Source organism: Streptomyces sp. NBC_01217 (genome assembly GCF_035994185.1).
In the GTDB taxonomy this organism is placed as follows: Bacteria; Actinomycetota; Actinomycetes; order Streptomycetales; family Streptomycetaceae; genus Streptomyces.
On record NZ_CP108538.1, the window covers coordinates 7,774,075 to 7,786,791 of the forward strand.

Below are 12,717 nucleotides of genomic sequence, written 5' to 3' on the forward strand. Positions count from 1 at the left end.
GTGGAACACCTGCCCTACCGGCTCGCGGAAGAGTTCGACCGCTTCCTCGGTGACCCCAACGACCCCGGCGAGCTCTTCTCCTACGCGCACTGCTCGGAACTCGACGACAAGGAGGAGTTCCCCGCCGACATCTGCCGCCGCTTCCAGGAGTGGGGCCTGCCCGACCAGTACGTACCGGTCGAGCACGGCGGCAGGCTGCGCGACTACGAGCAGGTGCTCCAGCTCGTCCGCGCCGTCGCCCGCCGCGATCTGACCTGCGCCATCGGCCACGGCAAGACCTATCTCGGCGGGGTCTGCGTATGGGTGGCGGGCTCCGCGGAGCAGGGCGCCCGGCTCGGCGCCGACATCATGGCCGGGGTCCCGGTCTCCCTCGGGCTCACCGAACGCGCCCACGGCAGCGACCTGCTCGCCGGTGACGTGCGCACCGACGACACGGCGCCGGACGCCGACGGCCACTGGCTGGTCAGCGGCGAGAAGTGGCTGATCAACAACGCCACCCGGGGCTCGGTGCTGTCCCTGCTGACCCGCACCCGCCCGGACGGCGGCCCGCGCGGCTTCAGCGTCCTTCTCGTGGACAAGCGCGAACTCGACGAGGACACCTACCGCCACCTCCCGAAGATCCGCACCCACGGCATCCGCGGCGCCGACATCTCCGGCATCGCCTTCGACGGGGCCCGGGTGCCGCAAGGCGCCCTCGTCGGTGCCGAGGGCGCAGGCCTGGAGATCGTGCTGAAGGCGCTCCAGCTCACCCGCACCATGTGCGCGGCACTGTCGCTCGGCGCCGGCGACCACGGACTGCGGCTCGGCCTGGACTTCGCCGAGGAGCGCGAACTGTACGGCCGGCGGCTGATCGACCTCCCGCAGGCCCGCCACGTGCTGGCCGGCGCCGCCGCCGACGTCCTGCTGCACGAGGCGGTCGCCCTGGTCGCCGCCCGCGCCGTACAGACCCAGACCGCCGAACTCGGCGTCGCCTCCGCCGTCACCAAGTACCTGCTGCCCACCGGCACCGACCAGGTCCTCGCCGACCTGACCGGGCTGCTCGGCGCCCGCGCCTTCCTCAAGGACGTCCACGCCGACGGCCGGTTCCAGAAGGTCGTACGCGACCACCGCATCGTGGGACTCTTCGACGGCAACACCCTGGTCAACCTCAACTCCCTGGTCAACCAGTTCCGTTCACTGGTACGCGGCTTCCGGCGCGGCACCGGCGACACGGCGGGGGCCGACGCCGCCTGCGACCTCGCCGCACCGCTGCCGCCCCTGGACCCCGCGCGGCTGACGCTGGTCGCCCGGCACGGCAGCGGACTCATGGCGGGCCTCGCCGGCTCCGTCGACGAGATCACCCGGCGCGCGGAGACGAACCCCGCGCTCGCTCCGGTGGCCGGGGCCGCGCGGCGGCTGCTCGCCGTCACCACCGCGGTGCACGCCGAGATGGAGGAGTACCAGGGCGTCCTCACCGAGGTCCCGCCCGCCGCCTTCGAGGTCGCGCGCCGCTACACCCTGTGCTGGGCGGGAGCGGCCTGCCTCGGCCTGTGGACGCGCAGCACCGATCACGTCCAGGGCGACCCGTACACAGGGGAGTTGTGGCGCGACGGCCGGTGGCTGCACACCGCCCTGGACCGGCTGCTGGTCCGCCTCGGCGAAGCACCGGCGGCCGGCGAGGGGACGTACGAAGAACTGCTCGGCGCGCTGCGGGCGGCCCGCTCCTCGGGCCGGCTGTTCTCGCTGCTGCCGCAGCGGGTCCCCGAGCGGCAGCCCGCGACACCCGGCGCGGCCGCCGGTGAGAGTGAGAGGACGTCATGCTGATCGGCACAGAGGCCCAGGCCGCCGTGCGGGCGCCCGGACAGGAGTCGCGGGCCGCGGCCCGCGTCGCCGAACTGGACCGGCGGCTCGGCGACCCCACCGACGAGAGCAACGAACTGTCCTACGCCCGGCTGCTCGAAGCGGACGAGGCCGGTGAACTCTCCAAGCCCGGCGAGCGCGCCCTCGACGAACTGAGCCTGGGCGCCGACTTCGTGCCGCGCGCCGAGGGCGGCCGCCTGGAGCGGCTCGACACCCTGGTCCGGGTCATGCGGCAGGTGTTCCGCCGCGACGTCGCCCTCGGCCTCGGCTACGGCGTGACCTCCTTCATGGCCGCCGTCAACGTCTGGACCTCCGGAGACACCGCGCAGCGCGCACGCCTCGCGAAGATCCTCAACCGCGGCGGCAAGGTCTCGGTCGCCTACCACGAACTCGCGCACGGCAACGACTTCGTGCGCAACGAGTTCGAGGCCCGCCCCACGGAGGGCGGCGGTTATCTGCTGAACGGCGCCAAGCAGGTCATCAACAACGCCGAACGCGCGGACGCCTGGGTCCTGTTCGGCCGCACCAGTCCCGCACCGGGCAGCCGCAGCCACTCGGTGCTTCTCGTCGAGCGCGACGGGCTCGACACCGGCTCCTGGCAGGTGCTGCCCCGCTACGACGCCGTCGGCGTGCGCGGCTGCCTGCTGTCCGGACTCCGGTTCGACGACACCCCCGTGCGCGCCTCGGCCCTCGTCGGCGAGGAGGGCAAGGGGGTCGAAACCGCCCTGCGCGCCTTCCAGATCACCCGGTCCGCGCTCCCCGGCATGGCGGTCGGCACCACCGACACCGCCCTGCGGACCGTCGTACGCTTCGCGCTCGGCCGGCAGCTCTACCGCAAGTCCGTCATGGAGATCCCGCACGCCAGGGGCACCCTCTCCGGGGCCTTCGCCGACCTGCTGACCTGCGACAGCCTCTCCCTGGCCGCGACCCGGGCGGTGCACCTGCTCCCCGAGCAGACCAGCGTGTTCGCCGCCGCCACCAAGTACCTCGTCCCGAAGGTGCTCACCGACGCCATGCACGAGCTGTCCATCGTGCTCGGGGCCCGCTTCTACATCCGCGACGGCGAACACGGCATCTTCCAGAAACACCTGCGCGACATGCCGGTGCTCAGCCTCGGCCACGCCGGCTCCGCGGCCTGCCAGGCCACGATCATCCCCCAGCTGTCCCGGCTCGCCCGGCGCTCCTGGTTCAGCGACGAACCGGCACCCGCCGAGCTCTTCCAGCCGCGCACGGACCTGCCCGGCCTTCCCTACGACCGGCTCACCCTGGCGAGCGGACGCGACGGCCTCAGCGCCACCCTGGTCGCCGCCGTGGACCGGCTGCCCGGCGTCTCGCCCGAGGAACGGGCCGTCCAAATGCTCGCACTCCAACTGGTGGACGAGCTGCGGCAGGTCCAGGAGGCGAGCCGCGCGCTCGCACCCGGGGACCGTACGGCCCTCGCCGGCCCCGCCACCTTCGCCCTCGCCGACCGCTACGCCGTCCTGCTCGCGGCCGCCTCGGCCATCGGCGTGTGGCAGCAGGCGTCACGCGACGGCGGCGACGCGTTCCTCGCCGACCCCGCCTGGCTCGCCGCCGCACTGCACCGGCTCGTCCGGCGCCTCGGCCGGCGGCCCGCCGAGCTCCCGGCCTCGGTGGACGCCCGGATGCACGAGGAAGTACTGCGCAGATTCCACACGCGCACCAGCTACGACCTGTACGACACCCCGCTCGCCGGCTGACGCACACCGGCCGGCCGCCCACGGACCACGGCGTGTCCGCGACGGCCCCCGACGACAGCACGCGACAACCGCTCACCCCAGCGAGGAGTGCACCATGTCCGTTCCGACCACCGGACCCACCACCGAGTCTCTGACCACGTGGTTGGCCGAGCGCATCGCCCTGTACCTCAAGCGGCAGCCCGCCGGGATCGACCCGGACGTGCCCCTCGCCGAGTACGGCCTCGACTCCGTCGCCGCCCTCAGCCTCTGCGGAGACATCGAGGACGACTTCGACCTCGTGATCGAGCCGACGGCCGCCTGGGACTACCCGACCGTCCACGCGCTCGCCGGCCATCTCATGCAGGAGCTCGCCGCCGGGGACGCGAAGGACGGCGGCGCCTGATGGAGCCCATAGCCATCGTCGGCATCGACTGCAGATTCCCGGGGGCGCCCGACACCGGCGCCTACTGGGACCTGCTGATGCGCGGCGCGGACGGGGTGGGGGAGGTGCCCAGGCAGCGGTGGGACGCCAAGGAGTTCCACTCGGCGGCCGGGGACGAAGGACACGCCAACACCACCGAGGGCGGCTTCATCGCCGACCCGGACGTCTTCGACAACGAGTTCTTCACCATCTCGCCGCGCGAGGCGGCCGCCATGGACCCCCAGCAGCGGCTGCTGCTGCAGTCCGCGTGGCGCGCCGTCGAGGACGCGGGAATCGCGCCGCGGACCCTGTCCGGCAGCCGGACCGGGGTGTTCGTCGGCATCATGGGCAACGAGTGGGCGCAACTGCACCTCACCGACTACGGCAACGTCACCGCCCAGGCCGGCTCCGGCAACGGCTACTGCATGACCGCCAACCGGATCTCGTACCACCTCGACCTCAAGGGCCCCAGCCTCGCCGTCGACACCGCCTGCTCCTCCTCGCTGGTCGCCGCGCATCTCGCGGCGAACGCACTGCTCGCCGAGGAGTGCGACACGGCGCTCGTCGGCGGCGTCAACGTGGCCCTCACTCCAGCCCTGTCGATCTTCTACACGCAGGCCGGTCTTTCCGCCCCCGACGGGCGCTGCAAGCCCTTCAGCGCCGAGGCGAACGGCATCGGCCGCGGCGAGGGCGTCGGCGTGATCGTGCTGCGCAGGCTGCGCGACGCGCTCGCCGACGGCCAGCGCGTGTACGCCGTCATCCGCGGCACCGCCGTCAACCAGGACGGCCGCAGCAACGGCATCACCGCACCCAACCGCTGGTCCCAGCAGGACGTGCTCGCCGCCGCCTACCGCAGGGCCGGCGTCGAGCCCTCCGACGTCGTCTTCACCGAGGCGCACGGCACCGGCACCGCTCTCGGCGACATGATGGAGGTCAAGGCCCTCGGCCACCACCACGCGGGACGTGCCGCGAAGCCCATGGCGATCGGCTCGGTCAAGGGCAACCTCGGCCACACCGAGGGCGCCGCGGGCATCGCCGGACTGATCAAGGTCGCCCTGTCCCTGCACCACCGCACCGTCCCCGCAAGCCGTTTCGCGGCCAAGGAGAGCAAGCAGCTCAAACTGCGCGACCACGGACTGCGGCTCCTCAAGGCACCGCTGCGGCTGCCCGCGGGACCCACCGTCGCCGGTCTCAGCAGCTTCGGCATGGGCGGCACCAACGCCCACGCCGTCCTGGAGTCCGCGCCCGCCCACGCGGCGCGCCCCGAACCGGCGCACGGCGCCGCGCCGGGCGGGATCGGCGCCGCCGTCTTCACCCTCACCGCGCCGAACGCCGAGGCGCTGCGCCGCAACCTGCTGGCCCAGGCGGACGCGGCGGCGGCCCGCCGGGTATCGCTGGGACCGCTGGCCAGGTCGAGCAACCGCGTCAAGGCCGGCCACCGCCACCGCTTCGCGACCGCCGCCACCGACACCGCCGAACTCGTCGCCAGGCTCCGCGAGTCGGCCGCCGACCCCGAACTGCTGGCCCGGCTCTCCGGCAGACCCGACGGGCGGCCCCGCACCGCGTTCCTGTTCACCGGGCAGGGCTCGCAGTACCCGCGGATGACCGCCGTACTGTACGAACAGTCGCCGCTGTACCGGCACTTCCTCGACGAGGCCGACGCCGCACTGCTGCCGCACACGGGGAAGTCCGTGCGCGACCTGGTCCTCGGCGGTGACGAGGCGGTGCACAGCACCCGGTGGACGCAGCCCGCCCTGTTCGCCGTCGGCTACGCCCTCGGCCGGAGCCTGACGGAACTCGGCGTGCAACCCGGCCTGCTCCTCGGCCACAGCGTCGGCGAGTTCGCCGCCGCCGTCCTGGCCCGGGCGCTCCCGCTGGACGGCGCCGCCCGGCTGATCGCCGCTCGCGGCGCCCTGATGCAGGAACTCCCCGAGGGCGGCGGCATGCTGTCCGCCCGGGCCGCCCGGGAAGACCTGGCGGCGCGGATCGAGCGGGAACCCCTGGTCGGCCTCGCTGCGGTCAACGGCCCCACGTCCACGGTGCTCTCCGGTGACCTGGAGACCCTGGAGAAGATCGGTGCCGAACTCGCGGCCGAGGGGGTCACCACCCGCACGCTCCAGGTCTCGCACGCCTTCCACTCACCGCTGATGGAGCCCGTACTGGACCGCTTCGCGAAGATCGCCGAAGAGGTCGGCGGGTCGGTGCCCGAGATCCCGCTGTACTCGACGGTGCGCGGACGGGTGCTCGACAGCGAGGCGATGGACGCCGCGTACTGGGTCGAACACATCGGCGCCACCGTGCTGTTCGGCGACGCGGCCGGCGCGCTGCTCGCCGACGGCCCGACCCATCTGGTGGAGACAGGACCCCAGCCGGTGCTCTCCCAGATGGTGCGCCGCCTCGGCCACGGCGCCCCGGGCCCGGCGCACGTCCTGCCGGTGCGCGGCCCCGAATCCGCCGGCCGGGACCTCGCCGAGGCCCTTGCCGAGCTGTACCGGGGCGGTGTCGACCCCGACTGGGACGCCGCGTACGCACCCGAGGAGCGGGTTGCGCACCCGCTGCCGCCGTACACCTTCTCGACGGAACACCGTTACTGGTCGAAGAACCCGGTGCGGAGCCGGGGAACGGCCGCCGAGCCGGCCGCCCCGATGCCCGCGGCGCACTCGCAGCCGGAGACCGTCCCCGCCGCCGTCCACGCTCCGGACCGGCCCGGCGGCCCGGCGGACCCGGTCGCGGACGCCGTCCTCGGCGCCGTCCGGCTGGTCGGCGGCTACACCGACGCCGACATCGGCCCGCACGACCGGCTCTACGAGGATCTCGGCTTCGACTCCGTCATGGTCATGGAACTGAAGAACCGGCTGGAGGACCGGCTCGCAGGCATCGGCACCCTGACGGTCCAGGACCTGCTGCCCCGGCTCTCCTCCGTCGGCGACCTCATTGCCTTTCTGCGCGAACTCGGCGCGACGGTGCCCGGTCCCGTGAGCTCCGGCGGCATCGAGGAGAACCGGGCGCTCATGGAAGAAGAGAGGACGGCATGACCACTCCGACGACCCATCTGGCCTCCATCGGCACCGCTCTGCCCGGTGACCCGGTGGACAACGCCACCCTGTCCAAGGTGCTCGGCATCAACGAGGAGTGGATCGAGGTCTTCATCGGCACCAGAACGCGGTACTTCGCCCGGGACCTCGGCACCGGCGTGGTGCGCTGGTCGCTCGCCGACCTGTGCGCGCAGGCCGCCGAGAAGGCACTCGCCGCCCCCGGTGTCGACCCGTCCGAGATCGAGTTCATCGTCCTCGGCACGGCCACCCCGGACACCCTGATGCCCGCCACCGTCAACCATGTCGCCGACCAGCTCGGCCTGGACCAGGTCCCCACCTTCCAGCTCCAGTCCGGCTGTGCCGGCGCCGTACAGGCCCTCGGCGTCGCCCGGACGATGATCGCCTCCGGTCAGTACCGCGGCGGTCTCGTCATCGGCGGCGACGTGTGCAGCAAACACCTCGACCTCCAGCGCGACGTGTCCGGCGCCGCCCCCGGCGACCTCGTCAACTACGTCCTGTTCGGCGACGGCGCCGGCGCGGCCGTCGTCACCGACGAGCCGCGCGGACAGCGCGTCGCGCTGCGCCATGTCCTCAACCGCTTCACAGGGCTGGGCCGCAAGCCCGGTCAGGTCATCGAGTGGTTCGGGCTCGCCGACCGGTACGACGACCGGCAGGCCCTCACCGAGGACTACAAGGCCATCGAGGAGTCCGTGCCCGTCATGGCGGTCGAGATCCTCTGGGAGATGCTCGGTGAACTCGAGTGGGAGGCCGACCAGTTGGACTACCTTCTGCCGCCGCAGCTGTCCGGCCGTATGACCCGTCGCATCACCGAGGAACTCGACGTGCCGACCGCGAAGGACATCAGTTGCGTCGCGGACACCGGCAACAACGGAAACGCCCTGCCCTTCCTGCAGATCGAGAAGTTGCTGGAGTCGATGTCCGACGGCCAGAAGGCCCTCGCGGTCGCCGTCGAGTCCAGCAAATGGATCAAGGCCGGCTTCGCCCTGGAGAAGCTATGAGCGTCGACAGCACCGCCCCCACGCCCGTTCCCGCCGCGGGCGGCTTCACCCTCGACGACTACGTCCGGCTCGTCAACGACGAGATCGGCATGCCGCTCGCACCCGAGCAGGTGGCCGCCGCCTTCGACGAACTCCCCGACTGGGACTCGCTGTATCTCCTCAAACTCGTCACCACCCTGGAACCCGCCATCGGCCACAAGGTCCCGGTCGGCAAGGTCCTGGAGGCCCGCAGCCTCAAGGAGATCTACGAACTGGCGGTGACCGGGTGAGCTCCGCCGCCGCCGTACGCCGCCGCCGCCACACTCTGTACTTCCTGGAGTGGGCGGCGGCCCAGCGGTCCGTACACCTGGACACCGACATCGACATGACGCGCATCCAGGCGCACCGCGCCGCCGCCCGCGACAGCGGCCGGCGCTATTCGGTCGTCGGCTATCTGCTGTACGCCGCAGGGCGGGTCCTCGACCGTCACCCGGAGGCCAACGCCGTCATGGCCCCCGGCTGGCCCGGACTCCTGCGACGCCCGAGAATCGTCCGCTTCGACGGCGTCACCGCCAAACTCGCCCTGGACCGGCCCGTCGAGGGCGAGCGCACCGTGCTCTCGGCGCTCGTTCCCGGCCTGGAGGCCGCGAACCTGCGCGAGATCCAGGAACGCATCGACCGCTACCGGGGCGAACAGGCCGCGGAACTGCCCGAGTTCAAGGGTGTACGGATGCTGGGCCGGCTTCCGGTCCCGCTCGGCAGAGCCGCCTTCGCCGCGGCGCTGCGCAATCCGCACAGGCGCGCAGGCGTGTTCGGCACGGTCTCGGTCAGCTCGCTCGGCCACCGGAACGTCGACGGCTTCCACTCGGCCGGCGGCACCGCCGTGACTCTCTGCGCGGGCCGCATCGTGGACCGTGCGGTGGTCCGCGACGGCGTCGTGGTGCCCGCACCCATGATGCGACTGGGCCTCACCTTCGACCACCGGGTGATCGACGGCGCGATCGCGGCCGACGTGCTGTCCGATCTTCACCACACGATGGAGAGCTTTGATGACGGTACCTGGGCGCCGGACCCCGGGCCCGACCCTCGGGGAGCCGATCGCGGTCTCCGGCCCTTCGGCGGACTGGAGCAGAGTACGCGCTGACCTGGACCGGCACGGGGCCGCGGTACTCTGTGCCCGCCAGGACGACTGGCGACCGGAAGGGGCGGGCGCGCGGCTGCGCGCGCTCCTGGGCCACGACTGGGAGCGTTACCTGGAGCTGACGCAGCCGCGGGTCCGTGCGCGGTTCGCCGCCTCCCGTGCCCTGCTGAAGTTCGCCGCCGCGGCCGCGCTCGGCGTACGGCCCCAGTCCGTCGAACTCGGCTACGGCCTCACCGGCCGCCCCTGCCTGCGCGGCTACGACGGTGTGCACATCAGCCTCAGCCACACGGATGACCTGCTGCTGGTCGGCCTGGCCACCGACGGCGCCATCGGCGTGGACGCCGAGTGCAGCGACCGGGTCCTGTACGGCTCCGGTCTCGGCCGGCACATGTGCACCCCGTACGAGGCGGAGCGGATCGAGGCCATGCCGGTCGCGGAGCGCAACCCCGCCATGCTCCGCCTGTGGACCCTGAAGGAGGCCTACAGCAAGGCCATCGGTCTCGGCATGCTGTTCCGCTTCACCGACTTCGGCTTCAGCCCGGACCGAGCGCCCACGGACGTGCTGCGCCCCGACGGCACCCCCGGCACGGTCGGCGCGTGGGCCTTCCACACCTTGTCGTTCGCCGGCCGCTACACCCTCGGCGTTGCCGTCGGCGACGCCGGCTTCGGCCGATCGACGGACCTGGCGGCGGCCACGGCACTGGACCCGGGAATCGTCGACACCCTGCTGGCGGCACTGGGCGAGGAGGAGCAGGAGGCACCCGCCCGGTGCCGGGGGTAGCGCCCCGGCACCGGGCGGGCGGACCTCACGCGACCCGCTGGGCCGGTCGTGACGGGTGGAGGAGCCAGACGCCGGGGCGGACTTCGAGCGGGACCGAGGACGCCACGGGCGACTGGCCCGACGCGAGTGCCACGCGGAGGGCGGACGCCGTGCGCCGCGTATACTCGGTCCAGCGGTGGTCGCCGGCGGAGCGCGCGGCGCTCTCGCACTCCTCCAGGCGGGCGAGTGCCTCCTCGTTGCGGCCCTCGCGCTGCGCCACCAGGGCCAGCCCGCGCAGCGACTCGGCCGAGCCACGCGCGTCGTCGACCAGCCGGCTCACCGACAGGGCGCGCGCATAGGCGCGTCCGGCCCGCGCGACCTGTCCCATGGCGAGGAACGCGTCCGCCTCGGCGGACAGACAGCGGCCCGCTGCCACCCGGTCACCGTGGCGGGTGAACAGGTGCCAGGCGAGGCGATACCGGTCGGTCGCCAGTGACGTCTGGTGTCGCTGCCAGGCCAGGTCGCCGAGGGAGCGCAGGATCACGGCCTCCGCATGGACGTCACCGGACTGCCGGGCCGCGTCCAGCGCGAGGTCGTGCGTCGCCTCCCACTCGTCCCACAGGGCGCCCGCCTCGTAGTAGCCGGCCGTGGCCGAGGCCAAGGAGCAGCACAGACTCCACAACCCGGCCGCGTGGGCCTGCCGCACAGCCTCCGACAGGCCCGCGGACTCCTCCTGGAACCACCGCAGCGGCGCATTGCCGACCACCTCCTCGGGGGAGAGCGCGGGCAGGGGTTCGGCCTCGTACGTGAGCCGTTCTCTGTCGGGCGCCAGTTGCGCGTCCGCGTGTCTGGCCAGGGTCAGGAAGGCACGGCACAGCCGTTCCACGGCCGCGGGGCCTTCCTGCGGGGACTCCTGGGCGAGCTCCTCAAGGGCCAGCGAGCGCAGCAGCGCGTGGAAGCCGTAGCGCACGGGTGCCAGCCGCCCCGGCTGCCGCCGTGCCTCCAGCAGATGAGCCTGCACCAGCTCTTCGGTGAGCCGCTCGGCCTCCACCGGGTCAGTGGCGAGCAGTGCGGTCCCACTCCAGGGGGCGAAGTCGGGCAGCGCGGCCAGCCCGAGGATCCGGAAGGCGCGCCTGGCCTCCTCGTCCACGTCGTGGTAGGCGGTCAGCAGAGTGCTGCGTACGTCGAGATCGCCCAGTGCGAGCGTGGCCAGCCGGGTCCGCTTGTCACGCAGCCGCTGGGCGAGCCCGGCGGCGGTCCAGTGCGGGCGGGCCGCGAGTCCGGCGGCCGCCACCCGAAGGGCCAGCGGCAGTCGGCCGCAGAGCCGGACGATCTCTCCCGCCGCCTCCGGGTCGTCCCGCATCCGCCGGCCGCCGCACGCCGTGAGCAGTGCCTCGGCCTCACGCGTGGAGAGCACGTCGAGGGTCAGGTGCCGCACGCTCTCCAGCGCGCCGAGCACATGACGGCTCGTCAGGATCACCGCGCTGTCGGGTACGGCCGACAGCACCGGCCGGACCTGTGCCTCCGAGACGGCATCGTCCAGGATGACGAGCATCCTGCGGCCCTCGGTACGTCCGTGCAGCAGTTCCGCGAGTTCCGTCTCGGACGACGGCAGCGCTCCCGGGCCCGAGTCCGCTCCCAGTCCCGTTGCCTGCGGCCCGCGCAGTCGTCGCAGCAGAGTCGCCATGGCAGTCCTCGGTTCGACGGCTCGGCCGTCGTCGTCCCGCATCGTCACCAGGACTCGTCCGTCGGGGAACCGGTCGGTGGCGTCGTGGGCGAGTCGCACGGCCAGCGCCGTCTTTCCGGCGCCCGCCCGGCCCGACAGCACGAGCACCTTGTTCCGACCGGGCAAATCGCCCGCCAGCAGCCGCTCACCGAAGGCCAGTTGGTCCTCGCGGCCGGTGAAGTCCGCCACGGCCGGCGGCAGCCACACCGTGGGCCCCGCATCCCGGCCGTACCCCGCGAACCCGTTGCCCGGCCCGTTGCCCGGCCCGTCGGCCGGGCGGTCGTCGGATCCGCCGACGGGAACGAGCCGGCGCTCGGGCTCACCGTGCCAGGCCAGCGAGGGGTCGGAGGCGAGGATGCGCTCCTGCAGTCTGCTCAGCACCGGCCCGGGCTCCACCCCCAGTTCGTCGACGAGTGAGCGCCGAGCCCGGCGGTAGACCTGCAGGGCGTCGGACTGCCGGCCGGACCGGTAGAGCGCCACCATCAGGTCACAGTGCAGCGTCTCGCGCAGCGGATGTTCGTGTGCCAGGGCCATCAGCTCACCGACCAGTTCGTGGTGCAGTCCGAGCCGCAGATCAGCGGAGATCCGCTGTTCCAGCACCTCCGCGCGAAGTTCGTCCAGTCGGATCGCGGAGGCTTCCAGCGATGGTCCGTGCGGTATCCCCGAGAGCGCGGGTCCCGTCCACAGCCCGAGCGCGCGGCTCAGCGCCCGCGAGGCGGCCTCGTACTCGCGCCGGCCGTACGCGGCCCGGCCCTCGGCCCGCAGCGCCTCGAAGACGGCCAGGTCCAGTTCCTCCGGGGCGACCCGCATCAGATAGCCGGGGGGCCGGGTCAGCAGCGGCTGCACCGTGCCCGTCTCCACAGCGGCCCCGGCGGTGTCCTCCAGAAGGGCCTTGCGCAGCTGGGACACATACACCTGGAGGGTGGTGGTGGCCGTGCGCGGTGGCTGCGCACCCCAGAGTTCGTCGATCAGAGTATGGGTCGACACCACCGTGTTGCTCTGCACCAACAGGGTGGCGAGGACCGCACGCGGCTTGGCCGCGGACGGTGTACGAGGCGTCATGTGCACGGGGCCGAGTACCCGGTATCTCATCGCGCGGC

General features: G+C 72.9%; 9 protein-coding genes. 8 read left to right on the forward strand and 1 reads right to left on the reverse strand.

What is annotated here, in order from left to right; all coding sequences use genetic code 11:
* From OG507_RS34765 to OG507_RS34800, 8 genes are all read left to right on the forward strand, one after another.
* Nucleotides 1–1,803, forward strand: a complete 1,803-nt coding sequence (locus OG507_RS34765) for an acyl-CoA dehydrogenase family protein (protein ID WP_327371072.1) — start codon at nt 1–3, stop codon at nt 1,801–1,803.
* The gene (locus OG507_RS34770) at nt 1,797–3,557 is read left to right on the forward strand and encodes an acyl-CoA dehydrogenase (RefSeq protein ID WP_327371073.1); all 1,761 of its coding nucleotides are present in this window, start codon (nt 1,797–1,799) and stop codon (nt 3,555–3,557) included. Before OG507_RS34765 ends, OG507_RS34770 begins: the two co-directional genes overlap by 7 nt.
* Before the next feature lie 94 nt (nt 3,558–3,651).
* Nucleotides 3,652–3,939 carry an acyl carrier protein gene (locus OG507_RS34775; RefSeq protein ID WP_327371074.1) on the forward strand — a complete coding sequence of 96 codons (288 nt, stop codon included), beginning with the start codon at nt 3,652–3,654 and terminating at the stop codon, nt 3,937–3,939.
* Nucleotides 3,939–6,992 (forward strand): type I polyketide synthase, encoded by a 3,054-nt coding sequence (locus OG507_RS34780; RefSeq protein ID WP_327371075.1) that lies wholly within the window; start codon nt 3,939–3,941, stop codon nt 6,990–6,992. The genes OG507_RS34775 and OG507_RS34780 overlap by 1 nt, the downstream gene beginning before the upstream one ends.
* Nucleotides 6,989–8,011: a 3-oxoacyl-ACP synthase III family protein gene (locus tag OG507_RS34785; protein WP_327371076.1), complete on the forward strand. Its 1,023-nt coding sequence runs from the start codon at nt 6,989–6,991 to the stop codon at nt 8,009–8,011. The genes OG507_RS34780 and OG507_RS34785 overlap by 4 nt, the downstream gene beginning before the upstream one ends.
* Nucleotides 8,008–8,280, forward strand: a complete 273-nt coding sequence (locus OG507_RS34790; RefSeq protein WP_327371077.1) for an acyl carrier protein — start codon at nt 8,008–8,010, stop codon at nt 8,278–8,280. Before OG507_RS34785 ends, OG507_RS34790 begins: the two co-directional genes overlap by 4 nt.
* Entirely contained in the window at nt 8,277–9,134 is an 858-nt protein-coding gene (locus OG507_RS34795; protein ID WP_327371078.1) for a 2-oxo acid dehydrogenase subunit E2, read from the forward strand. Before OG507_RS34790 ends, OG507_RS34795 begins: the two co-directional genes overlap by 4 nt.
* The gene (locus OG507_RS34800; protein ID WP_327371079.1) at nt 9,040–9,912 is read left to right on the forward strand and encodes a 4'-phosphopantetheinyl transferase family protein; all 873 of its coding nucleotides are present in this window, start codon (nt 9,040–9,042) and stop codon (nt 9,910–9,912) included. The genes OG507_RS34795 and OG507_RS34800 overlap by 95 nt, the downstream gene beginning before the upstream one ends.
* Nucleotides 9,913–9,937: 25 nt before the next feature.
* Here OG507_RS34800 and OG507_RS34805 read toward each other — a convergent pair whose 3' ends face one another.
* Nucleotides 9,938–12,709 (reverse strand): AfsR/SARP family transcriptional regulator, encoded by a 2,772-nt coding sequence (locus OG507_RS34805; RefSeq protein WP_327371080.1) that lies wholly within the window; start codon nt 12,707–12,709, stop codon nt 9,938–9,940.
* Nucleotides 12,710–12,717 lie beyond the last annotated feature (8 nt).

Bases quoted from the DNA above. Each gene is read 5' to 3' on its own strand.
- OG507_RS34770 (WP_327371073.1), top strand. From the start codon at position 1,797: ATGCTGATCGGCACAGAGGCCCAGGCCGCCGTGCGGGCGCCCGGACAG.
- OG507_RS34775 (WP_327371074.1), top strand. From the start codon at position 3,652: ATGTCCGTTCCGACCACCGGACCCACCACCGAGTCTCTGACCACGTGG.
- OG507_RS34780 (WP_327371075.1), top strand. From the start codon at position 3,939: ATGGAGCCCATAGCCATCGTCGGCATCGACTGCAGATTCCCGGGGGCG.
- OG507_RS34785 (WP_327371076.1), top strand. From the start codon at position 6,989: ATGACCACTCCGACGACCCATCTGGCCTCCATCGGCACCGCTCTGCCC.
- OG507_RS34790 (WP_327371077.1), top strand. From the start codon at position 8,008: ATGAGCGTCGACAGCACCGCCCCCACGCCCGTTCCCGCCGCGGGCGGC.
- OG507_RS34800 (WP_327371079.1), top strand. From the start codon at position 9,040: ATGACGGTACCTGGGCGCCGGACCCCGGGCCCGACCCTCGGGGAGCCG.
- OG507_RS34805 (WP_327371080.1), bottom strand. From the start codon at position 12,709: ATGAGATACCGGGTACTCGGCCCCGTGCACATGACGCCTCGTACACCG.